Origin of the sequence: Pseudomonas sp. B8(2017) (assembly GCF_002113575.1) — a bacterium.
In the GTDB taxonomy this organism is placed as follows: domain Bacteria; phylum Pseudomonadota; class Gammaproteobacteria; order Pseudomonadales; family Pseudomonadaceae; genus Aquipseudomonas; species Aquipseudomonas putida_Z.
The window spans coordinates 323,851-346,823 of record NZ_NEIO01000001.1 but is presented as its reverse complement, the minus strand read 5'-3'; the positions used below and the strand labels follow the sequence as shown (position 1 = coordinate 346,823).

Here is a 22,973-nt window from a genome sequence, read left to right as displayed (position 1 = left end):
CAAGACTGGTCGGTCACTTGTGTCAAGGCCTTTAGCCTACGACTTTACGCTATAACCCACGGGGCATACGGCTAACAGTGTGTACAATCCAATAGCGAAATGTCTACATCTTTTAGCCTGAAATGCGCTCCAACATGCTCGGATCGGTCAACGGCAACAGCCAGCGTCGCTGCCCGGGCTTGAGGCCGCCCTTGCGGGAACGATCCAGCACCCAGCCACGCGCCTCGACTTGGCGTCCCTTGAGGTTATCGAAGAAGCTGGCGGGGAAGTTGCGCTGCAGACGAGCGGGAACCTGCAGCACCACCGCACCCTCCAGGTTCAGCCAAACCCCGCCACGGTTGCGCTCCACGCCTTCGATGCGGCCCGCAATGACCGCGAAACCCGACTGCCGGACATCCCCGGCACGCACCACCGGCGAACGACGCCACAGCCCGGAGCCAGCCTTGCGCGCAGCCTGCTCGGCAAGCTGCTGGCAAGCGCTGAGGCGCACATTTGGGGCAACCGCGACGCGATAGCCCAAGCCCTCGCTGAGCAACTGTGCTTCGATATTGTCGCCATTGCGGCCGTAGATATGCGCCAGCGTGCGGCCGTATTTGTCCTTGGCCTCTACGCCCGGCTCCAGCCCGACGCGCCCGTCGCTGGCCTTGACCAAGGCCTGCAAACGCTGCTTGGCGGCCTCGGCATAGGGCTCGCTGGTGCGCCCGTTACGGCCGATTTCCGGGGCATTGATGCCGATCAGTCGCACGCTGCGGCCATCGACCAGACGCAAGGTATCGCCATCGACCACCTGGCGCACCGCCACCTGCTGAGGGCTGCCTGGTAGCGGGCAGAACGCCAGGGCCGGGAAATGCCAGATGACGCCCATAAAAAAGGCGCCCACAAGGGGCGCCTTTTTTTGCAGCAATGCGAAACCCGAGGGGTTCGCCATGCGCATGATTACTTCTTGGTACCGAACATACCGAAGCGATCGGCGAACTTCTGTACGCGACCACCGGTGTCCAGGACTTTCTGCTTACCGGTGTAGAACGGGTGGCACAGGTTGCAAACGTCGATCGCCAGGGTGCTGCCCAGGGTCGAACGGGTTTCAAACTTGTTGCCGCAGCTGCAGGTGACTGCAACTACTTCGTAGTTCGGATGAATATCTGCTTTCATGGTCACTTCCTCGAGCTGCGTGCCGCCACCCAACACCAATTGTTGAATACCGCACGTAATTAGGCGGCGAATAATACCAGAGCATCACGCCAACGCAAGTTGTCGCTTGCACCGACCGTCGTCTGCTAGGCTCGCCAGTCTTTGAAACGCCCTCCGAGACTTTCCGCGTGTCCGACGTCATCCTGCGCCTTGCCCTGCCCTCCCCGCTGCGTCGCCTGTTCGACTACAAGGCGCCGGCAAGCATGGCGCGCCAGGCCTTGACCCCGGGCATGCGCATTCGCGTGCCATTTGGCCGCCGCGAAATGATCGGCGTGCTGGTGGAGGTGTGCGAGCAGAGCGAAGTGCCCGCCGACAAGCTCAAGCCGGCCAGCGCCCTGCTCGACCCGGTGTCGCCGATCCCGCCGTCGCTGTTCAAGTTATGCCTGTGGACCGCCCAGTACTACCAACACAGCCTGGGTGACACCCTGAGCTGGGCATTGCCGACCCTGCTGCGCCAGGGCGAGCCCGCCGAGATGCGCCAGGAGCGCTTCTGGCACGTCGCCCCCGGCGCCCGCCTGGAAGACCCGCGCATCGCCCGCGCACCGCGCCAGCGCGATGCCCTCAAGACCCTTGCCCAGCACCCGCACGGCGTGGCCCACAGCTTGCTGGCCAAGCTCAACCTGAACAAGGACAGCCTCGACCTGCTGCTGGCCAAGGACCTGGTGCAGATCGAGGTCCGCCGCCACCTGCCGTCGCTGCGCCACGAACACTGGTTGGCACAGCCGGAGCTGCCGCTCAACGAAGAGCAACGCGACGCCTTCGACGCCGTGCGCGAAGGCTTTGGCGGCTTCGGCGCCTTCCTGCTGGCCGGTGTCACCGGCAGCGGCAAGACCGAGGTGTACCTGCAGCTGATCCGCGAAACACTGGAAGCCGGCAAGCAGGCCCTGGTGCTGATCCCGGAGATCAACCTCGGCCCGCAGACCCTGGCCCGCTTCGAGCAACGCTTCAACGCCCGCATCGCCCTGCTGCATTCGGCGGTGAACGACCGCGAACGCCTGGATGCCTGGCTGGCAGCCAGGGACGGCGAGGCCGACATCATCATCGGCACCCGCTCGGCGCTGTTCACGCCGATGAAGAACCCCGGCCTGATCATCATCGACGAGGAGCACGACGGCTCCTATAAACAGCAGGAAGGCTTGCGCTACCACGCCCGCGACCTGGCGCTGGTGCGCGCCCACCAGGAAAACGTCCCGATCCTGCTAGGTTCTGCCACGCCATCGCTGGAAACCCTGCACAACGCCCTGACCGGCCGCTACCGCCTGCTGCGCATGAACCTGCGCGCCGGCGGTGCCCGCCCGCCACGCATGCTGCGCCTGGATGTGAAGAGCCTGCCGCTGGACAGCGGCATCAGCGGCCCACTGCAGCAGGCCATCCGCCAAACCCTGGAAGCGGGCCAGCAAGTACTGGTGTTCCTCAACCGCCGCGGTTTCGCCCCGACCTTGCTGTGCCACGATTGTGGCTGGCTGTCCGAATGCCCGCGCTGCGATGCGCGCATGACCGTGCACCAGCGCTCCGGCGTGCTGCGTTGCCACCATTGCGGCTATGACGAGCGCCTGCCGCAGCAGTGCCCGCAGTGCAACCACGTTGACCTGCGCCCGGTCGGCGCCGGCACAGAGCGTGCCGAGGAACGCCTGAAAGTGCTGTTCCCGGATTACCCGATCCTGCGTGTGGACCGCGACAGCACGGCGCGCAAGGACGCCATGCACAACCTGTTCAGCACCATCCAGCGCGGCCAGCCGAGCATCCTCGTCGGCACCCAGATGCTCGCCAAGGGCCATCACTTCCCGCGGGTGACCCTGGTGGCCATCCTCGATGCCGATGGCGGGCTGTTCTCCGGCGATTTCCGCGCCAGCGAACGCATGGCGCAGCTGATCGTGCAGGTTGCCGGGCGGGCCGGGCGGGCCGAGGAACCCGGCAAGGTCATCATCCAGACCCACCTGGCCGACCATCCGCTGCTGGTGCAGCTTACCGAGCAGGGCTATTTCGCCTTCGCCGAGCAGGCCCTGGACGAACGCCGCGCCGCCGGGCTGCCGCCTTACTCGCACCTGGCGCTGCTGCGTGCCGAAGCGCACAAGCCCGGGCAGGCCGAAGGTTTCCTCGACGAGGCCTGCGCCGCCGCCGAGCGCCTGGTGGCCGAACAGCGCCTGCCCGGCATCGAGTTGCTGGGGCCGGTGCCAGCACCGATGGAGCGCCGCGCCGGGCGCTTCCGCGCGCAACTGTTGATACAGGCCAATACGCGGGCGCCTTTGCATCGACTGATCAGCGCCTGGTTGCTAGTGTTGGAGCAGATGCCGAGCGGGCGCCAGGTGCGGTGGTCGCTGGATGTCGACCCGGTAGACCTGTACTGAATCGACCGGCCTCATCGCCGGCAAGCCAGCTCCCACAGGTTGCGCGCGCTCTTCTGTGGGAGCTGGCTTGCCGGCGATGAGGCCCTCGAACACAACATGGAACCCTTGATGGTTGCACCCCAAAGGTTGGCAACCCGCCCCCAGCCACGGATAATGCCCAGTTTTTCCACCTGCGCATCCAAGCGCTCCACCGCGCTTGCGGTCGAAAAGAGATCCCCATGAAAGACACCATTCGCCAGCTGATCCAGCAAGCCCTCACCCAACTCGTCACCGACGGTGTGCTGCCTGAAGGGCTGTCGCCGGCGATCCAGGTGGAAAACGCCCGGGACAAGACCCACGGCGACTTCGCCAGCAACATCGCCATGATGCTGGCCAAGCCGGCCGGCATGAAGCCGCGCGACCTGGCCGAGAAACTGATCAATGCCCTGCCGGCCAGCGCCGACATCAGCAAGGTCGAGATCGCCGGCCCCGGCTTCCTCAACTTTTTCCAGAACACCGACGCCCTGGCCAACCGCCTGGATGCCGCACTGGCCGACGCCCACCTGGGCGCGCGCAAGGCCGGCCCTGCGCAAAAGGTTGTGATCGACATGTCGGCACCCAACCTGGCCAAGGAGATGCACGTCGGCCACCTGCGTTCGACCATCATCGGTGACAGCGTGGCGCGCGTGCTGGAGTTCCTCGGCGATGACGTGATCCGCCAGAACCACGTGGGCGACTGGGGCACCCAGTTCGGCATGCTGCTGGCCTACCTGGAAGAAAACCCGATCACCAGCGACGAGCTGTCGGACCTGGAAAACTTCTACCGCGCCGCCAAGAAACGCTTCGACGAATCCGAAGAATTCGCCACCCGCGCCCGCGGCCTGGTGGTCAAGCTGCAGGCCGGCGACCCGGACTGCATGGCCCTTTGGACGCGCTTCAAGGACATTTCGCTGTCGCACTGCCAGAAGACCTACGAGCTGCTCAACGTCAAACTGACCATGGCCGACGTGATGGGTGAAAGCGCCTACAACGACGACCTGGCCAACGTGGTCGCCGACCTCAAGGCCAAGGGCCTGCTGGTCGAAGACCAGGGCGCACAGTGCGTGTTCCTCGACGAGTTCAAGAACAGCGAAGGCGAACCTCTGCCGGTTATCGTGCAGAAGGCCGACGGCGGCTATCTGTACGCCACCACCGACCTGGCTGCCGTGCGCTACCGCAGCAACGTGCTCAAGGCAGACCGCGCCCTGTACTTCGTCGACCAGCGCCAGGCCCTGCACTTCAACCAGGTGTTCGAAGTTGCACGCCGCGCAGGCTTCGTCGGCCACCCGATGCAGATGGAGCACATGGGCTTCGGCACCATGAACGGCGCCGATGGCCGCCCGTTCAAGACCCGTGACGGCGGCACCGTGAAGCTGATCGACCTGCTCACCGAGGCCAAGGAGCGCGCCTACGCGCTGGTCAAGGAAAAGAACCCGAGCCTGGCCGACGAAGAGCTGCGCCACATCGGCGAAGTGGTTGGCATTGGCGCAGTGAAGTACGCCGACCTGTCCAAGCACCGCACCAGCGACTACAGCTTCAACTTCGAGCTGATGCTCAACTTCGAAGGCAACACCGCGCCTTACCTGCTGTACGCCTACACCCGCGTGGCCGGCGTATTCCGCAAACTGGGCAAGGGCTTCGATGAAGTCGACGGCAACATCGTGCTGCAGGCTGCCCACGAGCAAGACCTGGCCGCGCGCCTGGCGCAGTTTGGCGAAATCCTCAACAACGTCGCCGACAAGGGCACGCCGCACGTGCTGTGCAGCTACCTGTACGACCTGGCCGGCCTGTTCTCCAGCTTCTACGAGAATTGCCCGATTCTTGCCGCCGAAACCCCGCAGCAGCAGCAGAGCCGCCTGCGCCTGGCGGCGCTGACCGGCCGCACCCTCAAGCAAGGTCTGGAACTGCTCGGCCTGGAAACCCTGGAGCGCATGTAAGTTGGCTGCCAAGAAAAAACCCGCACCCAAACGCGGCGCCAGCCGCCAGACGGCGCCGGCCAAGCAGCCGATTCCCGGTTGGGTATGGCTGGCGGTCGGCCTGACCGTAGGCGCGTTCATCGTGTTCCTGATGAAGCTCGAGCCCGGTGGCGAAGACATCAAGCGCACCAAGCCCGAGCAGCAGAAGGCGGAGAAAGTGGCCGAAGCCGGCAAGCCGGCGCAGGCCACCCCGCAGCAGCCGGTGAAGCCGAAGTACGACTTCTACACGCTGCTGCCGGAGTCCGAGGTGATCGTGCCGCCGGAGGCCGTGCCAGAGAAGACGCCACCCGTCCCGGCCCAGCCGGTGACCCCGGTGACGCCGGCCGAAGCGGCGAAGATCGACACGGCGCGAGCCCAGGCGGCGCTGATGGGCCAGACCCCGCCACCGGCACCACCGGTGATCAAGCCGGCGGCAACCACCCAGTTCTTCCTGCAGGCTGGTTCGTTCCGCAAGCAGGCCGATGCCGACAAGGTGCGTGCGCAGATCATCCTGCTGGGCCAGTCGGTGAAGGTGGAGTCGGGCACGGTCAAGGACGAAACCTGGTACCGCGTGCTGGTGGGGCCGTTCAGCAACCGCGAGCAGCTGACCGGGGCGCAGAAGCAGTTGGCCGGGGCAGGTTTCAGCAACCTGCTGCTGCAACAGCGGCAGACCCGTCAGTAACCTGCATTCGGGGGGCGCTTTGCGCCCCTATCGCGACACAAGGCCGCTCCTACAATGTGCGGGTAAACCTGAAAGTCAGGTTTACGCGATCCATGGAGGAGCGGCCTTGTGTCGCGATAGGGCTGCAAAGCAGCCCCCATGTGAACTCAACCCCGCCCCGCATTCCGCTCGGAAACCTGGCTGTTCAGCGTCCAGAAGTCATACAGCACCCCCACCAGGAACAGCCCGCCGGTAAAGAAGTAGATGATCGCGGTGATCCACTTGCCCTGATACAGCCGGTGCAGCCCAAACACCCCGAGGAAGGTCAGCAGGATCCAGGCGATGTTGTAGTCAATGCGCCCGGACTGGAACCTGAGGTCGGCTTCACGGTCCATGGACGGGATCAGGAACAGGTCGATCAACCAGCCGATGCCCAGCAGGCCCAGGGTGAAGAACCAGATGGTGCCGGTTACTGGCTTGCCGTAATAGAAACGATGCGACCCGGTAAAGCCGAAAATCCATAGCAGGTAGCCAATGGTCTTGCTGTGGGTGTCGTGAAACGGCGCCCCCTGTTGATAACTGTTCATTCATAGCCCCCGTGGGTTATCCGAAAATTTTCTAAGAAAAAATGTGACTTTCTTGTCGCAGGCCGACGTACGGCACCTGGACAATCGACCAACGGATCAAAGATTGATCAAAAAGCTGTTATAAAGTTGCGCGCCCAACACATAACTATTCATAAGAGCTTCATCTATGCCGCCTTTACTCAAGACATGGCTGACCCTCTGCCTATTATTGCCCCTGGCCGCCCACGCCACCAATCGTGAGCAACGTCTTCCCAATGGTTTTACCGGCTACACCACCAATGCCTCGGTAAGACACGCACCGGTCAAGCAGACCGCGCTGCGCACCCGCCCAAGCTATGCCGCCAGCAGCCGCAGCGTGCCCGGTGCGCCGGTCGCCGCCATGTCGCCGAAGCAGAGCAGCGATGTGCTCAGCCGTGCGGTGAATGTGCTCGGCACCCCTTATGTCTGGGGCGGCAGCAGCCCGAAGAAAGGCTTCGACTGCAGCGGGCTGGTCAAATACGCCTTCAACGACGTCGCCGACGTCGACCTGCCGCGCACCTCCAATGCCATGGCCCAGGGCCACGGCGTCAAGGTAGCCAAGGGTGACCTGAAGCCAGGTGACCTGATCTTCTTCAACATCAAGAGCCGCCGGGTGAACCACGTTGCCATCTACCTCGGCAACGACCGCTTCATCCATGCTCCACGCCGTGGCAAGCGGGTAAGCATCGACACCCTGAGCAAGCCTTACTGGCAGAAGCATTACGTGGTGGCCAAGCGAGTGCTGCCGAAAGAACAGCAGCAGCTGAACCTGGCCAAGCGCTGATCTGATCGGCGCTCTCCTGTATCGGCCTCTTCGCGGGCACGCCCGCTCCCACAGGTACACCACAGCATTCGAAGGCTGTGTTATCCATGTGGGAGCGGGTTTACCCGCGAAAGGGCCAGCACAGGCACTATAGATCGCTGATCAGCCCCCTCTCCTTCAACCCTCGCATCGCCCCTTCCATCGTCCGCATTCCGTCCGCACCACCCGCCTGCATCACCGAACACAACTGCGCCATCCGCCCCTCCCGAACCAGGTTACGCACCGCTGGCGTCACCACCAGCACTTCCCGCGCAGCAACCCGCCCACCGCCCGCACGCCTGACCAGCACCTGCGCCACCACCAAGCGCAACGACTCGGCCAGCATCGCCCGCACCAGCGGCTTCTCTTCGGCAGCGAACACCTCCACCAACCGGTCAATACTGCTCACCGCCGAACGCGTATGCACGGTCGCCAGCACCAGGTGCCCAGTCTCGGCCGCTCGCAAAGCCAGGCGAATGGTTTCCAGGTCGCGCAGCTCACCGATCATGATCACATCCAAGTCCTGACGCAGGGCACTGCGCAGCCCCTGGGCGAACCCACCGCAATGGCGGCCGACCTCACGCTGGTTGACCAGGCTGCGCTGGCTACTGTGGATAACTTCGACAGGGTCTTCGAGGGTGATGATATGCAGAGCCCGATCGCGGTTCAGTTGGTCAAGCAGTGTCGCCAAGGTGCTGGACTTGCCGCTGCCGGTCGGCCCACCCACGAGGATCAAGCCATCGCTGCACTGCGCAACAGCTTGAAACACATCCCCCAGGTCGAGTTCATCGAGCGTGGCGATATGCCCCGGGATCAGGCGAAAGGTGGCCGCTGGGCCATGCAACTGGCGAAACAGGTTCAGCCGAAAGCGCCCCAGCACCGGCAATTCCAGCGCCAGGTCCAGCTCATCACCTTGGGCCCACTGTCGGCGCTGGTCTTCATCCAGCATGGGTGCCATGCCCTCGGTCAAGGCAACCGGGCCCAAGGTCGGGAGGGCCATGCGCTGCAGCTCGCCATCCAGGCGCAACATCGGTATCTGGCCCGCCGCCAGGTGCAGGTCGGAAGCCCCCGCATCCACGGCCCGGGCCAACAGGTCGGTCACATCCATGAGACTCCCCAAAGGCCTTCAAGTAGGTAGAATGCCGCAAACCCCACAGCCGCCGGCATCAGTCCATGTCCACCCTAGCAGACAACCTTTCCGCTATTTCCGCCCGTATCGCCAGCGCTGCCCAGGCTGCCGGGCGTGAACCGGCCAGCGTCCAGTTGCTGGCCGTGAGCAAGACCAAGCCAGCCAGCGCCATCCGCGAGATCCACGCCGCCGGCGTGTGCGATTTCGGGGAAAACTACCTACAGGAAGCGCTGACAAAGCAGCAGGCGCTCGGCGACCTGCCCTTGATCTGGCACTTCATCGGCCCCATTCAGTCGAACAAGACCAAAGCCATCGCCGAGCATTTCGACTGGGTACATTCCGTGGACCGCCTGAAAATCGCCCAACGCCTCTCGGAGCAGCGCCCGGCCGGGCTGGCGCCACTGAACATCTGCCTGCAGGTGAACGTCAGCGGCGAAGACAGCAAATCCGGCTGCGCCCCCGCCGACCTGCCGGCCCTGGCCAAGGCGGTAGCCGCGCTGCCCAACCTGCGCCTGCGCGGGCTGATGGCCATCCCAGAACCCACTGATGACCGCGCCGCCCAGGAAGCCGCCTTTGCCACCCTGCGCCAATTGCAGGAAGGCCTTGACCTTGGCCTGGACACCCTTTCCATGGGCATGAGCCACGACCTGGAAGCGGCCATTGCACAGGGTGCGACCTGGGTGCGTATCGGTACCGCCCTGTTCGGTGCCCGCGACTACGGGCAGCCCTGATTCCATGCTTTACTCACTCTTTCCCACAAGGACCTGACATGAGCAAGACTCGTATTGCCTTTATCGGCGCCGGCAACATGGCCGCCAGCCTGATCGGTGGTCTGCGTGCCCAGGGCCTGGACGCCTCGCAGATCCGCGCCAGCGACCCGGGCGCCGAGACCCGCAGCCGCATCCAGGCCGAGCACGGCATCGAAACCTTCGAGAACAACGCCCAGGCCATCGATGGTGCCGACGTCATCGTCCTGGCGGTCAAGCCCCAGGTCATGAAAGCCGTGTGCCAAGCCCTGCAACCGAACCTGCAGGATGGCCAGCTGATCGTTTCCATCGCCGCCGGCATCACCTGCGCCAGCCTGCAAAGCTGGGTCGGCGCTCGCCCGGTGGTGCGCTGCATGCCCAACACCCCGGCACTGCTGCGCCAAGGCGTCAGCGGCCTGTACGCCACAGCGGAAGTATCCAGCGAACAACGCCAGCAGGCCGAGCAACTGCTGTCGGCCGTGGGCACCGCCCTGTGGCTGGAGCAGGAGCAGCAACTGGACGCCGTGACGGCTGTCTCCGGCAGCGGCCCGGCGTATTTCTTCCTGCTGATCGAAGCCATGACCGCGGCCGGCGAAAAACTTGGCCTGCCACGTGAAACCGCCTCGCAGCTGACCCTGCAGACAGCCTTGGGCGCCGCACGCATGGCGGTTGCCAGCGATGTCGATGCTGCCGAACTGCGCCGCCGTGTCACCTCGCCTGCCGGCACTACCGAAGCGGCGATCAAGTCGTTCCAGGCCAGCGGCTTCGAAGCCATCGTCGAACAGGCGCTGCAGGCTGCGGCTACACGTTCCGCCGAGCTGGCCGAACAACTGGGCAAATAAGGAGCCTCAGATGAATGCACTGTCCGGCGCCGCGATCTTCGTGGTGCAAACCCTGGTCAGCCTGTACCTGGTGATCGTCCTGCTGCGCTTCGTCCTGCAGCTGGTCAAGGCCAATTTCTACAACCCGCTGTGCCAGTTCGCCGTGCGCGCCACACAACCGCTGCTCAAGCCGATCCGCCGGGTCATCCCCAGCGTTGGTGGGCTGGATACCTCGTCGCTGCTGTTGTCGGTGGTCATCCAGGCGTTGCTGATGGCTTTCGTGCTGATGGTCACCTACGGCACCTTCGGTGACATCCTGCACCTGCTGATGTGGGCCATCATCGGTATTACCTCGCTGTTCCTGAAGATTTTCTGGGTGGCGATGATCGTCATGGTGATCGTGTCCTGGGTTGCTCCCAACAGCCACAATCCGGCGGCCGAACTGGCCTACCAGATCAGCGAACCGGTGCTGGCACCGTTCCGCCGCATCGTGCCCAACCTGGGCGGCATGGACATCTCGCCGATCTTCGCCTTCCTCGCGATCCAGGTGATCCAGTCGTTCGTCATGCCGCCGCTGGCCGCCTATGCCGGCATGCCACAAGAGCTGTGGCGGATGATCTGAGCCTCACCTGACCCGGGTTGCTTCCAGCGACAAGCCTCTGCTTGCCGCTGGGGGTAGCGCTCTTTAGACTTACGCCTCCGTCAAGCGTGAGCAGGGTCGATGTCCACTGTCTTTCCCGAAGATTCCGTCGGTCTGGTAGTACCGCAAACCGCCCGGTTCGATGAACCGCTGGCACTGGCTTGTGGCCGCTCCCTGGCCAGTTACGAACTGGTCTACGAGACCTATGGCACCCTGAACGCCAGCGCGAGCAACGCGGTGCTGATCTGCCATGCCCTTTCCGGCCACCACCATGCCGCTGGCTACCATGCCGCCACCGACCGCAAGCCGGGCTGGTGGGACAGCTGCATCGGCCCTGGCAAGCCGATCGACACCAACCGCTTCTTCGTGGTCAGCCTGAACAACCTGGGCGGCTGCAACGGCAGCACCGGCCCCAGCAGCATCAACCCGGCCACCGGCAAGCCCTATGGCGCCGACTTCCCGGTGCTGACCGTGGAAGACTGGGTGCACAGCCAGGTGCGTCTCGCCGAGCGCCTGGGCATCCAGCAGTGGGCCGCCGTGGTCGGTGGCAGCCTGGGTGGCATGCAGGCGCTGCAGTGGACCATCAGCTACCCCGAGCGCGTGCGCCATTGCGTCGACATCGCCTCGGCGCCCAAGCTGTCGGCACAGAACATCGCCTTCAACGAAGTGGCACGCCAGGCAATCCTCACCGACCCCGAATTCCACGGTGGTTCGTTCCAGGACCAGGGCGTGATCCCCAAGCGCGGCCTGATGCTGGCGCGCATGGTCGGCCACATCACCTACCTGTCGGACGACTCGATGGGTGAAAAATTCGGCCGCGAGCTGAAGAGCGACAAGCTCAACTACGACTTCCACAGCGTCGAATTCCAGGTCGAGAGCTACCTGCGCTACCAGGGCGAGGAGTTTTCCGGGCGCTTCGACGCCAACACCTACCTGCTGATGACCAAGGCGCTGGACTACTTCGACCCCGCCGCCGCCCAGGGCGGCGACCTGGCGGCCACCCTGGCCCACGTCAAGGCGGATTACTGCATCATGTCGTTCACTACCGACTGGCGCTTCTCCCCGGCCCGTTCGCGCGAGATCGTCGACGCCCTGATGGCCGCGCGCAAGAACGTCTGCTACCTGGAGATCGACTCGCCTTACGGGCACGACGCCTTCCTGATCCCCACGCCTCGCTACATGCAGGGTTTCTCGAACTACATGAACCGCATTGCCATCTGAGGACAGCATGAGAGCCGATCTGGAAATCATCCACGACTGGATCCCCGCCGGCAGCCGGGTACTCGACCTGGGCTGCGGCAGCGGCGAACTGCTGGCCTCGCTGCGCGACCGCAAGCAGGTCACCGGCTATGGCCTGGAGATCGACGCCGACAACATCGCCGCCTGCGTGGCCAAGGGCGTCAACGTCATCGAGCAGGACCTGGACAAGGGCCTGGGCAACTTCGCCAGCAACAGTTTCGACGTGGTGATCATGACCCAGGCCCTGCAGGCCGTGGAGTACCCCGACCGCATCCTCGACGAGATGCTGCGCGTGGGCCGCCAGTGCATCATCACCTTCCCCAACTTCGGCCACTGGCGTTGCCGCTGGTACCTGGCCACCAAAGGCCGCATGCCGGTTTCGGACTTCATGCCGTACACCTGGTACAACACGCCAAACATCCACTTCTGCACCTTCGCCGACTTCGAAGAGCTGTGCCACGAGCGCCGCGCCAAGGTGCTAGACCGCCTGGCGGTCGACCACTTGCACCGCAACGGGTGGGGTGGCCGGCTTTGGCCTAATCTTCTAGGTGAGATCGGCATCTACCGCGTCAGCAGCCCGGGCCTGCAAGAACATCAGCTCGCGGTCTGACGCCCACCGGAGGACTCACCCCATGCGTCGCCTAGCCCTGTTCCTGATCAGCCTGTGCCTGGCCCTGCCGGTACTGGCTGCCGATGCTGCCCGTCCCGAGCGCAAGGAAGTGTTTGGCGACGTGACGGTGCACTACAGCGCGTTCACCTCGAGCATGCTGACACCGGAGGTGGCCGCAGCCACCGGCCTGGTACGCAGCAAGAACCAGGGCGTACTCAACATCGCCGTGCTCAAGGCCAACAAGCCCGCCACGGCTGTGGTCAGCGGCACGGTCAAGGACCTGACCGGGCGCAGCAGCCCGCTGTCGTTCAAGCAGATCACCGAACAGGGCGCGGTGTACTACATCGCCCAGTTCAAGATCGACCAGCCAGAAACCGTCACCTTCGACCTGAATATCGAAACCGGCGGCATCAGCAACTCCCTCAGCTTCAATCAGGACGTTTTCCCAGGCGAATGATGAATTTCCAGCAACTCGTATTGGCCAGCCACAACGCCGGCAAACTCAAGGAACTCCAGGCCATGCTCGGCGCGTCCGTGCAACTGCGCTCGATCGGCGAGTTCAGCCAGGTCGAGCCGGAAGAAACCGGCCTGTCGTTCGTCGAGAACGCCATCCTCAAGGCGCGCAACGCCGCACGCATTTCCGGCCTGCCGGCCCTGGCCGACGATTCGGGCCTGGCGGTGGACTTCCTCGGCGGCGCGCCGGGCATCTACTCGGCGCGCTATGCCGACGGCAAGGGTGACGCGGCGAACAACGCCAAGCTGCTCGAAGCACTGAAAGACGTGCCTGAAGCCGAGCGTGGCGCACAGTTCGTCTGCGTCCTGGCACTGGTGCGCCATGCCGACGACCCGCTGCCGATTCTGTGCGAAGGCCTGTGGCACGGGCGCATCATGTTCGAGGCCAGTGGCGAGCACGGCTTTGGCTACGACCCGCTGTTCTGGGTACCGGAGCGCAGCTGCTCCAGCGCCGACCTGGCCCCTGTGGACAAGAACCAGCTCAGCCACCGCGCCCGCGCCATGGCCCTGCTGCGCCAACGTCTGGGCCTGGCATGATCGAAACGCTGTCCACCCCCGGCGCGGCGGGCTTCACCAGCCTGCCGCCGCTGGCGCTGTACATCCACATCCCGTGGTGCGTACGCAAATGCCCTTACTGCGACTTCAACTCCCACGCTGCCGGGCCTGAACTGCCGGAAGATGCCTACGTCGCCGCCCTGCTGACCGACCTCGACCAGGAACTGGCCGCCGTGCAAGGCCGGCCGATCAGCTCGATCTTCTTCGGCGGCGGTACCCCTAGCCTGTTTAGTGCCGACGCCCTTGGCCGACTGCTGCGTGGCGTAGAGCAACGCATCCCGTTTGCACCGGACATCGAAATCACCCTGGAGGCCAACCCGGGCACGTTCGAGCAGGACAAGTTCAAGGCCTACCGGCAAACCGGTATCAATCGTCTGTCCATCGGTGTGCAGAGCTTCCAGCCAGCCAAACTGCAGGCGCTGGGGCGTATCCACAACGGCGATGAAGCAGTTCGCGCCGCCGGCATGGCACGCGCCGCCGGCTTCGACAACTTCAACATGGACCTGATGCACGGCCTTCCCGACCAGTCGCTCGACGACGCGCTGGGCGACCTGCGCCAGGCCATAGACCTGGGGCCGACGCACCTGTCGTGGTACCAGCTGACCGTGGAGCCGAACACGGTGTTCTGGAACCAGCCGCCCGAGCTGCCCGAGGACGACATCCTCTGGGATATCCAGGAGGCCGGCCAGGCACTGATGGGCGAACACGGGTTCCGCCAGTACGAGGTCTCGGCCTATGCCCAGGCGGGGCGCGCTGCCCGGCACAACCTCAACTACTGGCGCTTTGGCGACTTCATCGGCATTGGCGCTGGTGCCCACGGCAAGCTGACCTTCGCCGACGGGCGCATCCTGCGCACCTGGAAAACTCGCCTGCCCAAGGACTACCTGAACCTGGCCAAGCCGTTCAAGGCCGGCGAAAAGCTGCTGCCAGTCGACGAGCTGCCGTTCGAGTTCCTGATGAACGCCCTGCGCCTGACCGATGGGGTGGAAGCCGAACTGTTCACCCAACGCACCGGTTTGCCGCTGGCACAACTGCGCGAGGCACGCCGCGCGGCCGAACAAAAGGGCCTTTTGCAGGTCGAATCGGATCGACTGGTGGCCACACCGAGGGGCCAGTTGTTCCTCAATGACCTGCTGCAGTATTTCTTGACCTAAGGATGACCCATGGATCTGGTACTTGATCTGCTCGCGACGGTTTCTCGCTGGAGCCGCAGCAACCTGTCGGAGATTTCACTGGCCTTGGTAGGCTGCCTGCTGGTGCTGTTCGGCACCGATATCAAGGGCTGGGTGGAACAGCGCCTGGGCGGCCTGGCGGGCGCCCTGCGCGTACCGTTCATGGCCTTGCTGGTGATGATCGGCAGCGGTGCGGCGCTGATCTATGCCACGCCTTGGGTGGTGAAAGGGCTGAGCCAGTTCAACAACTACGCGCTGGCGCCAGTGTTGCTGGTAGTACTGGTGCTGATCGGGGTGGTGGCGGATCGACGGGGCTGAGCCACGGCCTTGCACTGAACCTTGCAGGAGCAACTGTCTTGCTCAAAATTTAAATGCGCATGCGGTCACTGTGGGAGCGGGCATGCCCGCGAACACCGGCGAAGCCGGTGCCATCCACCGCGTCGCCTGTTTCGCGGGCACGCCCGCTCCCACACAGTCCCGAACGGGCTTGAGCACAGTCATAAAAAAACCGCCCTTCTCAAGGCGGTTTTTTTTCGCCTGCATTTCTGCAGGCATCGGCATATCGAAAGGCTTTATCAGCCGGTCAATCCACCTTCTCGAACTTCAAATCCCAAACCCCATGCCCCAGCCGCTCGCCGCGGCGCTCGAACTTGGTGATCGGGCGCTCTTCCGGGCGCGGCACGTAGGTACCGTCAGCCGCACGGTTGCGATAGCCCGGGGCAGCGCTCATCACTTCCAGCATGTACTCGGCATACGGCTCCCAGTCGGTAGCCATGTGGAACACGCCACCGGGCTTGAGCTTGCGTCGTACCAGCTCGGCGAACTCCAGCTGGACGATGCGGCGCTTGTGGTGGCGCGCCTTGTGCCATGGGTCGGGGAAGAACAGCATCAGGCGGTCGAGGCTGTTGTCCGCCACGCAGCGGTTCAGCACTTCGATGGCATCGCAGTCATATACCCGCAGGTTCTTCAGGCCCTGGGTCAGCACGCCGTTGAGCAGCGCGCCAACACCCGGGCGGTGCACTTCCACACCGATGAAGTCCTGTTCAGGCGCGGCAGCAGCCATTTCCAGCAGGGAATGGCCCATGCCGAAGCCGATCTCCAGGGTGCGCGGCGCCGAGCGGCCGAACACCTGGTCGTAGTCCACCGGGCTGTCGGCCAGCGGCAGGATGTACAGCGGGCCGCCCTGCTCCAGGCCACGTTGCTGGCCTTCGGTCATGCGCCCGGCGCGCATCACGAAACTCTTGATGCGGCGGTGCGGGCGGGCTTCGCCGTCGGGGGTGATCGGCGTATCGTGCGATTCAGTCATCAGGGGCTCTTACTTGATCAGACCATCCAGCGGCGAAGAGGCGCTGGCATAGAGTTTCTTCGGCATACGGCCGGCCAGGTAGGCCATGCGACCGGCGACGATGGCGTGCTTCATGGCCTCGGCCATCAGCACCGGCTGCTGGGCGTGGGCGATGGCCGAGTTCATCAGCACCGCTTCGCAGCCCATTTCCATGGCGATGGTGGCGTCGGACGCGGTACCCACGCCAGCATCGACCAGCACCGGCACCTTGGACTCTTCCAGGATGATCTGCAGGTTGTAGGGGTTGCAGATACCCAGGCCGGTACCGATCAGGCCAGCCAGCGGCATGACCGCGATGCAGCCGGCTTCGGCCAGCTGGCGGGCAATGATCGGATCGTCGCTGGTGTAGACCATCACGTCGAAACCATCCTTGACCAACACTTCGGCGGCCTTGAGGGTCTCGATCACATTGGGGAACAGGGTTTTCTGGTCGGCCAGTACTTCCAGCTTGACCAGGTTGTGGCCATCCAGCAGTTCGCGGGCCAGGCGGCAGGTGCGCACGGCTTCGACCGCATCGTAGCAGCCAGCGGTGTTCGGCAGGATGGTGTAGCGGTCCGGTGGCAGCACATCGAGCAGGTTCGGCTCGCCCGGGTTCTGGCCGATGTTGGTGCGGCGCACGGCAACGGTGACGATCTCGGCACCCGAGGCTTCGATGGCCAGGCGGGTTTCTTCCATGTCACGGTACTTGCCGGTACCGACCAGCAGGCGCGACTGGAAAGTACGCCCGGCCAGGGTGAAGGGCTTGTCGCTACGAACGTTGCTCATGGTTGTTCCTCGGGAAAAGGTTGCTGGGCTTGCAGGTGAATCGCCGGCCGGAATCAGCCGCCACCGATGGCGTGGACCACTTCGACCTGGTCGCCGTCGTTCAACAGCGTGCTGTCGTGCTGGCTACGCGGCACGATATCCAGGTTAAGTTCCACCGCGACGCGGCGCCCGGTCAGCTCCAGGCGGGCCAGCAGGGCCGCGACGCTTTCGCCAGCGGGCAATTCGTAAGGTTCACCGTTCAGTTGAATGCGCATGTGCACGGCCACCATTGTTCTTTGGGGGCCCGCATTCTAGCGCTGAACCGCCCTGCAACCCAAGGGCGCTGCACGCCATTAGTCGCGATTGTGGACCACTCGGTCAACCGAGCCGCCAGGCTGCCAGGCCCAGGCACAGCCAGCCGGCGAGGAAGCACAGGCCACCAATCGGGGTGATGATGCCGAGCTTGCCCAGGCCGCTGAGGGTCAGCAGGTACAAGCTACCGGAGAACAGCACTATCCCCACGGCAAACAGGCCGCCAGCCCAGCCGACCAGGCGCCCTGGCAGGTGCACCGAGAGCACGGCGACAGCGAAGATCGCCAGGGCATGCACCAACTGGTAGGTCACACCAGTCTGGAAGATCGCCAGATAGTCGGCCGTCAGCCGGCTTTTCAGGCCATGGGCAGCGAAAGCGCCCAGGGCCACACCGGTGAAGCCGAAAAAGGCGGCAAGCATCAGGAAGCTGCGAAGCATGGGACGACTCCTTGGATCGGGTCTGTATAATGGCGCCTTCCACCCGTACGGCCAAGCCATCGTCATGCTGCCAACCCTTCTCCGCCGCCTCTCCCGCGCCCTGCTCTGGTTCGCTGCCGGCAGCATCGTGCTGGTGCTGGTGTTCCGCTGGGTGCCACCACCCGGTACGGCGCTGATGGTCGAGCGCAAGGTGCAGTCCTGGGTGAATGGCGAGCCGATCGACCTGCAGCGCGACTGGGAGCCGTGGGAGAACATCTCCGACGACCTCAAGGTCGCGGTCATTGCTGGCGAGGACCAGAAGTTCGCCAACCACTGGGGCTTCGACATCCCGGCTATCCAGGCGGCGCTGGCCTACAACGAGCGCGGCGGCAGCATTCGCGGTGCCAGCACCCTGACCCAGCAGGTGGCCAAGAACCTGTTCCTGTGGTCCGGGCGCAGCTGGTTCCGCAAAGGGCTGGAGGCCTGGTTCACCGCGTTGATCGAGCTGTTCTGGTCGAAGGAGCGGATTCTCGAGGTCTACCTGAACAGTGCCGAATGGGGCAAAGGTGTGTTTGGCGCCCAGGCGGCAGCGCGCTACCACTTTGGCGTCGATGCGAGCAGGCTTAGCCGCCAGCAGGCGGCGCAGCTCGCGGCGGTGCTGCCGAGCCCGATCAAGTGGAGCGCCAGCCGGCCGAGCGCCTATGTGGCCAGCCGGGCCGGCTGGATTCGCAGACAGATGAGCCAGTTGGGTGGGCCCAGCTACCTGATGCAGCTCGACACTTCGCGCAAGCCTTGAGGGCCTCTTCGCGGGCACGCCCGCTCCCACAGGGCCAGCATTACCCCTGAGGCCTGTGCAGTACCTGTGGGAGCGGGCGCGCCCGCGAAGAGACCGGTAAATCTTGCGCAAAAAAAAGCCGCTCACCCTATGCGGGCCAGCGGCTTTTCCTTACAGCCAGGGCTCGATCAGACCGCGATCAGCGCCTTGACCTTGTTCATCGCATTCTTCTCCAGCTGGCGAATCCGCTCAGCCGAAACGCTGTACTTGTCCGCCAGCTCATGCAACGTGGCCTTCTCTTCCGCCAACCAGCGCTGGTAGAGAATGTCGCGGCTACGCTCGTCCAGCCCTTGCAGTGCTTCGTGCAGGTTGCTGGTGGAGTTGTCGCTCCAGTCGGCATCCTCCAGCTGCACCGCCGGGTCGTAACGGTGGTCTTCCAGGTAATGCGCAGGCGACTGGAAGGCACTGTCGTCGTCAGCTTCCGCTGCCGGGTCGAAAGCCATGTCCTGGCCGCTGAGGCGGCTTTCCATCTCGCGCACTTCACGCGGCTCCACGCCCAGGCTTTCCGCCACGCGGTGCACTTCGTCGTTGTTCAGCCAGGCCAGACGCTTCTTCTGGCTGCGCAGGTTGAAGAACAGCTTGCGCTGGGCCTTGGTGGTGGCCACCTTGACGATGCGCCAGTTGCGCAGGATGAACTCGTGGATCTCTGCCTTGATCCAGTGCACGGCGAACGACACCAGGCGCACGCCCATTTCCGGGTTGAAGCGCTTGACGGCTTTCATCAGGCCGACGTTGCCTTCCTGGATCAGGTCGGCCTGGGCCAGCCCGTAGCCGGCATAGCTACGGGCGATATGTACGACGAAACGCAGGTGGGCCATCACCATTTGACGAGCGGCCTCGACATCCTGCTCATAATAGAGACGCTCGCCCAGATCACGCTCCTGCTCGACAGTCAGCAGCGGGATGCTGTTGACCGTGTGCACGTAGGCTTCCAGGTTTGCACCGGGTACCAGGGCATAGGCAGGTTGCAACGATGTGGTCATTCAAGAACCTCCGACTTACAGAACTCGCGCCTTGTGGGCGCTGCCAACATTGACCTGGAACGACGGTACAAGTTCCATAGTGAAGAATTTGTCAATGCTGGCACGTAAAAACTATCGCGGCGCCAGCTCGTTCAGATGGCGGGCCACTGCGATCCATGCACCGATATACCCCAACAGCACCGCTCCGATCAAGAGCGACAGACCATCGGACGCCGGCACCCCGCCCAGGGCGAAGTCGCTGCCGTACAGCCCGGAAAGCCCTACCACCGCCTCGTTCAGCCAGTTCAGGCCAAACGCCAGGATGCCCCATGCGATCACCCCTGCACCCAGGCCATACAGCGCGCCCATGTACAGGAAAGGCCGGCGTACGTAGGCATCCGTGCCACCGACCAGCTTGATCACTTCGATCTCGGTACGGCGGTTTTCAATGTGTAGACGAATTGTGTTACCGATTACTAACAGCAGGGCGGAAATCAGCATCACGGCCAGGCCGAAGACAAACCGGTCACCCAGCTTGAGGATGGCCGCCAGGCGCTCGACCCAAACCAGGTCGAGTTGCGCCACTTCCACCCGCGGCAGCTCCGACAGGCGCTGGCGCAGGGCTTCCAAGGCCGGCTTGTCGACTTCGGTAGGGGTCACCACCACCACGCCAGGCAGCGGGTTGTCAGGCAGTTCACGCAGGGCTTCGCCCAGGCCGGACTGCTGCTGGAACTCCTCCAGCGCCTGCTCTCGGCTGACATACTGCGCGTCGGCCACGCCGGGCATGCCCTTGATCTCGTCGCGCAGCGCCTCGCCTTCGCGGCTGCCTGCATCGAGCTTGAGGTACAGCGAAATCTGCGCGGCGCGTTGCCACGAGCCGCCAAGCTTTTCGACGTTCTTCAGCAGCAGCGACAGGCCCATGGGCATGCTCAGCGCCACCGCCATCACCAGGCAGGTGAAGAAGCTGCCGATCGGCTGCTTGCCCAGCCGGCGCAGGCTGTCGGCCATGCTGGCACGGTGGCTTTCCAGCCAGGCATGCAGCAGCGTGCGGAAATCCGGGCCGTCATCGTCGTCGTGCTTTTTCTTCGCCGGTTGCGGGTCGGCCGATTTCGGCGCAACCCGTTCGGAAACCTTCGGCGTACGTGTAGTGCTCATTGCCCGGCCTCCCCATCGCCGATCAAGCGGCCGCGCTGCAAGGTCAGCATGCGGTGGCGCATGCGCGCAATCAGTGCCAGGTCGTGGCTGGCGATCAATACCGTGGTACCCAGGCGGTTGATGTCCTCGAACACTCCCATGATCTCCGCGGCCAGGCGCGGGTCGAGGTTACCGGTGGGTTCGTCGGCCAGCAGCAGGGCTGGCTGGTGAACGATGGCACGGGCGATGCCCACCCGTTGCTGCTGCCCGGTGGACAGGTCGGCCGGGAACAGCTCGCCCTTGTCGGCCAGCGACACTCGCTCCAGCGCCGAGTCAACGCGCTTGGCGACCTCGGCCTTGGACAGGCCGAGAATCTGCAGCGGCAAGGCGATGTTGTTGAACACCGTGCGGTCGAACAACAGTTGGTGGTTCTGGAACACCACGCCGATCTGCCGGCGCAGGAACGGGATCTGCGAATTGCTGATCTGGCCCAGGTCCTGCCCGGCCAGCATCAGCTTGCCGCTGGTCGGGCGCTCCATGGCCAGCAGCAGGCGCAGCAAGGTGCTCTTGCCCGCGCCCGAGTGGCCGGTGACGAACAGGAATTCGCCCCGGCGCGCCCGGAAACTCAGCTCATGCAAACCCACATGACCATTGGGATAGCGCTTGGCAACCTGTTCGAATCGGATCATGTTCAGTCTCGCTCGGCGAACAGAGCCTTGACGAACGGCTCGGCTTCGAAGGTACGCAGGTCGTCGATGCCTTCACCGACACCGATGAAGCGGATCGGCAGCTTGAACTGCTTGGCCAGGGCGAAGATCACCCCGCCCTTGGCAGTGCCGTCCAGCTTGGTCAGGGCCAGGCCGGTCAGTTCGACGCTCTGGTTGAAGTACTTGGCCTGGCTGATGGCGTTCTGGCCGGTGCCCGCATCGAGTACCAGCAGCACCTCGTGCGGCGCCTCGGCGTCGAGCTTGCCGATGACCCGGCGGACCTTCTTCAGCTCTTCCATCAGGTTGTCTTTGGTGTGCAGGCGGCCAGCGGTGTCGGCGATCAGCACGTCGACGCCACGGGCCTTGGCGGCCTGTACGGCATCGAAGATCACCGAAGCGGAGTCGGCGCCGGTGTGCTGGGCGATCACCGGGATCTGGTTACGCTCGCCCCACACCTGCAGTTGCTCGACCGCAGCGGCACGGAAGGTGTCGCCAGCAGCCAGCATCACTTTCTTGCCTTCGAGCTGCAGCTTCTTGGCCAGTTTGCCGATGGTGGTGGTCTTGCCGGCGCCGTTCACACCGACCACCAGGATCACATAGGGCTTGTTCTGCGCCTGTACCACCAGCGGCTGCTCGACCGGGCGCAGCAGCGCAGCCAGTTCTTCCTGCAGCGACTTGTACAGGGCATCGGCGTCGGCCAGCTGCTTGCGGGCAACCTTCTGGGTCAGGTTCTGGACGATGGTGGAAGTGGCTTCCACGCCAACGTCGGCGGTCAGCAGTCGGGTTTCGATTTCGTCGAGCAGGTCGTCATCGATGACTTTCTTGCCCAGGAACAGGCTGGCCATACCCTCGCCGATGCTGGCGCTGGTCTTCGACAGGCCCTGCTTGAGGCGGGCGAAGAAGCCGGGCTTGGCCTGCTCGGCCTGCGCGGCGACCGGGGCTGCAGCCACAGGGGCAGAAGGCTCTGGTGCAGGGCGTTCCGGGATGGCGGGCGGCGCTTTCGGCTCCAGATCCGGCACCAGGGCCACGGGCTCTTCGGCAACCGGCAGCACCAGGTTGCTGACCGGCGCGACCGGCTCGACGACCGGGGCCGCCTCGACAGGGGCTGGCTCGACCGGGGCCGCCTGCAAGGGCATGGACGCGACCGGCTGCGGTGCAGGTGCCACCAGTGGCTGGGACGCGACCGGCTCGGGTTCAGGGGCCTGCAACGGCTGGGAAGCAACCGGTTCGGGGACAGGGGCCTCGACCACCGGGGATTGGACGGGTGCGGCGACCTGCTGCGGTTCTGTCAGCTGTGGGGCCGCAGGGGCCTGAACGGGCTCAGGGGCCTGTGGCGCTTCGGCGGTAGAACCCTCGACCGGAGCGGCTGCAGGCTGCTCGACGGCTGGGGGTTCATTCGCGGGCACGCCCGCTTCCACAGGTTGCTGCGGTTTCTTGCGAAACCAGCTGAACAGGCCTTTCTTCTCACCAGCCTCGGCCGGCGCTTTTTTGTCGTCGTTGGAACCAAACATG

26 protein-coding genes are annotated in these 22,973 nt (G+C 64.3%); 14 read left to right on the top strand and 12 right to left on the bottom strand.

Annotation, left to right across the window (positions count from 1 at the left end):
* Nucleotides 1-112: 112 nt before the first annotated feature.
* Complete coding sequence (locus CAG22_RS01680) at nucleotides 113-934, bottom strand: thermonuclease family protein (protein WP_085704157.1); 822 nt, start codon at nucleotides 932-934, stop codon at nucleotides 113-115.
* A gap of 2 nt (nucleotides 935-936) precedes the next feature.
* Complete coding sequence (gene rpmE / locus CAG22_RS01675) at nucleotides 937-1,152, bottom strand: 50S ribosomal protein L31 (protein ID WP_003257833.1); 216 nt, start codon at nucleotides 1,150-1,152, stop codon at nucleotides 937-939.
* Nucleotides 1,153-1,319: 167 nt separating this feature from the next.
* Between rpmE and CAG22_RS01670 the strand changes: the two genes are divergently transcribed.
* From CAG22_RS01670 to CAG22_RS01660, 3 genes are all read left to right on the top strand, one after another.
* Nucleotides 1,320-3,539, top strand: coding sequence for a primosomal protein N' (locus tag CAG22_RS01670; protein ID WP_085704154.1), 2,220 nt, complete (start codon nucleotides 1,320-1,322; stop codon nucleotides 3,537-3,539).
* Between the two features lie 218 nt (nucleotides 3,540-3,757).
* Nucleotides 3,758-5,494 carry an arginine--tRNA ligase gene (argS, locus tag CAG22_RS01665; protein WP_013974613.1) on the top strand — a complete coding sequence of 579 codons (1,737 nt, stop codon included), beginning with the start codon at nucleotides 3,758-3,760 and terminating at the stop codon, nucleotides 5,492-5,494.
* A 1-nt stretch (nucleotide 5,495) separates the two neighbouring features.
* Nucleotides 5,496-6,194: an SPOR domain-containing protein gene (locus tag CAG22_RS01660; RefSeq protein WP_025340965.1), complete on the top strand. Its 699-nt coding sequence runs from the start codon at nucleotides 5,496-5,498 to the stop codon at nucleotides 6,192-6,194.
* A gap of 146 nt (nucleotides 6,195-6,340) precedes the next feature.
* Here CAG22_RS01660 and CAG22_RS01655 read toward each other — a convergent pair whose 3' ends face one another.
* Nucleotides 6,341-6,760: a TM2 domain-containing protein gene (locus tag CAG22_RS01655; protein WP_013974614.1), complete on the bottom strand. Its 420-nt coding sequence runs from the start codon at nucleotides 6,758-6,760 to the stop codon at nucleotides 6,341-6,343.
* 166 nt (nucleotides 6,761-6,926) lie between these two features.
* Between CAG22_RS01655 and CAG22_RS01650 the strand changes: the two genes are divergently transcribed.
* A complete protein-coding gene (locus CAG22_RS01650; protein ID WP_085587723.1) occupies nucleotides 6,927-7,562 on the top strand; it encodes a C40 family peptidase in 636 nt (211 codons plus the stop codon).
* A gap of 127 nt (nucleotides 7,563-7,689) precedes the next feature.
* On the opposite strand, the gene CAG22_RS01645 is transcribed toward CAG22_RS01650, so the two are convergent.
* Nucleotides 7,690-8,688: a type IV pilus twitching motility protein PilT gene (locus CAG22_RS01645; protein WP_085704152.1), complete on the bottom strand. Its 999-nt coding sequence runs from the start codon at nucleotides 8,686-8,688 to the stop codon at nucleotides 7,690-7,692.
* A gap of 65 nt (nucleotides 8,689-8,753) precedes the next feature.
* Between CAG22_RS01645 and CAG22_RS01640 the strand changes: the two genes are divergently transcribed.
* The 9 genes from CAG22_RS01640 to CAG22_RS01600 all read left to right on the top strand — a co-directional run bounded on the left by CAG22_RS01640 (nucleotide 8,754) and on the right by CAG22_RS01600 (nucleotide 15,323).
* Nucleotides 8,754-9,440, top strand: coding sequence for a YggS family pyridoxal phosphate-dependent enzyme (locus CAG22_RS01640; RefSeq protein ID WP_085587719.1), 687 nt, complete (start codon nucleotides 8,754-8,756; stop codon nucleotides 9,438-9,440).
* 38 nt (nucleotides 9,441-9,478) lie between these two features.
* Complete coding sequence (proC, locus tag CAG22_RS01635) at nucleotides 9,479-10,297, top strand: pyrroline-5-carboxylate reductase (RefSeq protein WP_025340969.1); 819 nt, start codon at nucleotides 9,479-9,481, stop codon at nucleotides 10,295-10,297.
* 10 nt (nucleotides 10,298-10,307) lie between these two features.
* Nucleotides 10,308-10,898: a YggT family protein gene (locus tag CAG22_RS01630; protein WP_013974619.1), complete on the top strand. Its 591-nt coding sequence runs from the start codon at nucleotides 10,308-10,310 to the stop codon at nucleotides 10,896-10,898.
* Nucleotides 10,899-10,997: 99 nt separating this feature from the next.
* A complete protein-coding gene (locus CAG22_RS01625) occupies nucleotides 10,998-12,137 on the top strand; it encodes a homoserine O-acetyltransferase (protein WP_013974620.1) in 1,140 nt (379 codons plus the stop codon).
* A gap of 7 nt (nucleotides 12,138-12,144) precedes the next feature.
* Entirely contained in the window at nucleotides 12,145-12,765 is a 621-nt protein-coding gene (metW, locus tag CAG22_RS01620; protein WP_015272149.1) for a methionine biosynthesis protein MetW, read from the top strand.
* Nucleotides 12,766-12,787: 22 nt separating this feature from the next.
* Nucleotides 12,788-13,222 carry a DUF4426 domain-containing protein gene (locus CAG22_RS01615; protein ID WP_025340971.1) on the top strand — a complete coding sequence of 145 codons (435 nt, stop codon included), beginning with the start codon at nucleotides 12,788-12,790 and terminating at the stop codon, nucleotides 13,220-13,222.
* Nucleotides 13,219-13,815 carry an RdgB/HAM1 family non-canonical purine NTP pyrophosphatase gene (gene rdgB, locus CAG22_RS01610; RefSeq protein ID WP_003257822.1) on the top strand — a complete coding sequence of 199 codons (597 nt, stop codon included), beginning with the start codon at nucleotides 13,219-13,221 and terminating at the stop codon, nucleotides 13,813-13,815. The genes CAG22_RS01615 and rdgB overlap by 4 nt, the downstream gene beginning before the upstream one ends.
* Nucleotides 13,812-14,987 carry a radical SAM family heme chaperone HemW gene (gene hemW, locus CAG22_RS01605; RefSeq protein ID WP_085704149.1) on the top strand — a complete coding sequence of 392 codons (1,176 nt, stop codon included), beginning with the start codon at nucleotides 13,812-13,814 and terminating at the stop codon, nucleotides 14,985-14,987. The genes rdgB and hemW overlap by 4 nt, the downstream gene beginning before the upstream one ends.
* Before the next feature lie 9 nt (nucleotides 14,988-14,996).
* The gene (locus tag CAG22_RS01600; protein ID WP_003257821.1) at nucleotides 14,997-15,323 is read left to right on the top strand and encodes a DUF3392 domain-containing protein; all 327 of its coding nucleotides are present in this window, start codon (nucleotides 14,997-14,999) and stop codon (nucleotides 15,321-15,323) included.
* A 265-nt stretch (nucleotides 15,324-15,588) separates the two neighbouring features.
* Here CAG22_RS01600 and trmB read toward each other — a convergent pair whose 3' ends face one another.
* From trmB to CAG22_RS01575, 4 genes are all read right to left on the bottom strand, one after another.
* Complete coding sequence (gene trmB / locus CAG22_RS01590) at nucleotides 15,589-16,311, bottom strand: tRNA (guanosine(46)-N7)-methyltransferase TrmB (RefSeq protein WP_013974624.1); 723 nt, start codon at nucleotides 16,309-16,311, stop codon at nucleotides 15,589-15,591.
* Between the two features lie 9 nt (nucleotides 16,312-16,320).
* Nucleotides 16,321-17,115 carry a thiazole synthase gene (locus tag CAG22_RS01585; protein ID WP_013974625.1) on the bottom strand — a complete coding sequence of 265 codons (795 nt, stop codon included), beginning with the start codon at nucleotides 17,113-17,115 and terminating at the stop codon, nucleotides 16,321-16,323.
* Between the two features lie 53 nt (nucleotides 17,116-17,168).
* Nucleotides 17,169-17,369 carry a sulfur carrier protein ThiS gene (gene thiS, locus CAG22_RS01580; RefSeq protein WP_003257817.1) on the bottom strand — a complete coding sequence of 67 codons (201 nt, stop codon included), beginning with the start codon at nucleotides 17,367-17,369 and terminating at the stop codon, nucleotides 17,169-17,171.
* Nucleotides 17,370-17,472: 103 nt separating this feature from the next.
* On the bottom strand, nucleotides 17,473-17,844 hold the full coding sequence (locus tag CAG22_RS01575; RefSeq protein WP_015272153.1) for a DUF423 domain-containing protein: 372 nt from the start codon (nucleotides 17,842-17,844) through the stop codon (nucleotides 17,473-17,475).
* Between the two features lie 64 nt (nucleotides 17,845-17,908).
* Here CAG22_RS01575 and mtgA point away from each other — a divergent pair, with 64 nt between their 5' ends.
* Nucleotides 17,909-18,619 (top strand): monofunctional biosynthetic peptidoglycan transglycosylase, encoded by a 711-nt coding sequence (mtgA, locus tag CAG22_RS01570; RefSeq protein WP_085691431.1) that lies wholly within the window; start codon nucleotides 17,909-17,911, stop codon nucleotides 18,617-18,619.
* 167 nt (nucleotides 18,620-18,786) lie between these two features.
* Here the strand turns inward: mtgA and rpoH are convergent, their stop codons facing one another.
* The 4 genes from rpoH to ftsY all read right to left on the bottom strand — a co-directional run bounded on the left by rpoH (nucleotide 18,787) and on the right by ftsY (nucleotide 22,972).
* Nucleotides 18,787-19,641, bottom strand: a complete 855-nt coding sequence (rpoH, locus tag CAG22_RS01565) for an RNA polymerase sigma factor RpoH (protein WP_015272155.1) — start codon at nucleotides 19,639-19,641, stop codon at nucleotides 18,787-18,789.
* Between the two features lie 111 nt (nucleotides 19,642-19,752).
* A complete protein-coding gene (gene ftsX, locus CAG22_RS01560) occupies nucleotides 19,753-20,775 on the bottom strand; it encodes a permease-like cell division protein FtsX (protein WP_085704145.1) in 1,023 nt (340 codons plus the stop codon).
* Nucleotides 20,772-21,443, bottom strand: a complete 672-nt coding sequence (gene ftsE, locus CAG22_RS01555; RefSeq protein ID WP_013974630.1) for a cell division ATP-binding protein FtsE — start codon at nucleotides 21,441-21,443, stop codon at nucleotides 20,772-20,774. The genes ftsX and ftsE overlap by 4 nt, the downstream gene beginning before the upstream one ends.
* Nucleotides 21,444-21,445: 2 nt before the next feature.
* Nucleotides 21,446-22,972 carry a signal recognition particle-docking protein FtsY gene (ftsY, locus tag CAG22_RS01550; protein WP_085704142.1) on the bottom strand — a complete coding sequence of 509 codons (1,527 nt, stop codon included), beginning with the start codon at nucleotides 22,970-22,972 and terminating at the stop codon, nucleotides 21,446-21,448.
* Between the last annotated feature and the right edge of the window lies 1 nt (nucleotide 22,973).

Coding starts and splice junctions, on each gene's coding strand:
- CAG22_RS01615 (WP_025340971.1), top strand. CDS start 12,788: ATGCGTCGCCTAGCCCTGTTCCTGATCAGCCTGTGCCTGGCCCTGCCG.
- thiS (WP_003257817.1), bottom strand. CDS start 17,369: ATGCGCATTCAACTGAACGGTGAACCTTACGAATTGCCCGCTGGCGAA.
- CAG22_RS01650 (WP_085587723.1), top strand. CDS start 6,927: ATGCCGCCTTTACTCAAGACATGGCTGACCCTCTGCCTATTATTGCCC.
- rpmE (WP_003257833.1), bottom strand. CDS start 1,152: ATGAAAGCAGATATTCATCCGAACTACGAAGTAGTTGCAGTCACCTGC.
- rdgB (WP_003257822.1), top strand. CDS start 13,219: ATGATGAATTTCCAGCAACTCGTATTGGCCAGCCACAACGCCGGCAAA.
- proC (WP_025340969.1), top strand. CDS start 9,479: ATGAGCAAGACTCGTATTGCCTTTATCGGCGCCGGCAACATGGCCGCC.
- ftsE (WP_013974630.1), bottom strand. CDS start 21,443: ATGATCCGATTCGAACAGGTTGCCAAGCGCTATCCCAATGGTCATGTG.
- CAG22_RS01630 (WP_013974619.1), top strand. CDS start 10,308: ATGAATGCACTGTCCGGCGCCGCGATCTTCGTGGTGCAAACCCTGGTC.
- CAG22_RS01585 (WP_013974625.1), bottom strand. CDS start 17,115: ATGAGCAACGTTCGTAGCGACAAGCCCTTCACCCTGGCCGGGCGTACT.
- metW (WP_015272149.1), top strand. CDS start 12,145: ATGAGAGCCGATCTGGAAATCATCCACGACTGGATCCCCGCCGGCAGC.
- rpoH (WP_015272155.1), bottom strand. CDS start 19,641: ATGACCACATCGTTGCAACCTGCCTATGCCCTGGTACCCGGTGCAAAC.
- CAG22_RS01655 (WP_013974614.1), bottom strand. CDS start 6,760: ATGAACAGTTATCAACAGGGGGCGCCGTTTCACGACACCCACAGCAAG.
- trmB (WP_013974624.1), bottom strand. CDS start 16,311: ATGACTGAATCGCACGATACGCCGATCACCCCCGACGGCGAAGCCCGC.
- ftsY (WP_085704142.1), bottom strand. CDS start 22,972: ATGTTTGGTTCCAACGACGACAAAAAAGCGCCGGCCGAGGCTGGTGAG.
- CAG22_RS01640 (WP_085587719.1), top strand. CDS start 8,754: ATGTCCACCCTAGCAGACAACCTTTCCGCTATTTCCGCCCGTATCGCC.
- CAG22_RS01575 (WP_015272153.1), bottom strand. CDS start 17,844: ATGCTTCGCAGCTTCCTGATGCTTGCCGCCTTTTTCGGCTTCACCGGT.
- CAG22_RS01625 (WP_013974620.1), top strand. CDS start 10,998: ATGTCCACTGTCTTTCCCGAAGATTCCGTCGGTCTGGTAGTACCGCAA.
- argS (WP_013974613.1), top strand. CDS start 3,758: ATGAAAGACACCATTCGCCAGCTGATCCAGCAAGCCCTCACCCAACTC.
- hemW (WP_085704149.1), top strand. CDS start 13,812: ATGATCGAAACGCTGTCCACCCCCGGCGCGGCGGGCTTCACCAGCCTG.
- mtgA (WP_085691431.1), top strand. CDS start 17,909: ATGCTGCCAACCCTTCTCCGCCGCCTCTCCCGCGCCCTGCTCTGGTTC.
- CAG22_RS01645 (WP_085704152.1), bottom strand. CDS start 8,688: ATGGATGTGACCGACCTGTTGGCCCGGGCCGTGGATGCGGGGGCTTCC.
- CAG22_RS01600 (WP_003257821.1), top strand. CDS start 14,997: ATGGATCTGGTACTTGATCTGCTCGCGACGGTTTCTCGCTGGAGCCGC.
- CAG22_RS01680 (WP_085704157.1), bottom strand. CDS start 934: ATGCGCATGGCGAACCCCTCGGGTTTCGCATTGCTGCAAAAAAAGGCG.
- ftsX (WP_085704145.1), bottom strand. CDS start 20,775: ATGAGCACTACACGTACGCCGAAGGTTTCCGAACGGGTTGCGCCGAAA.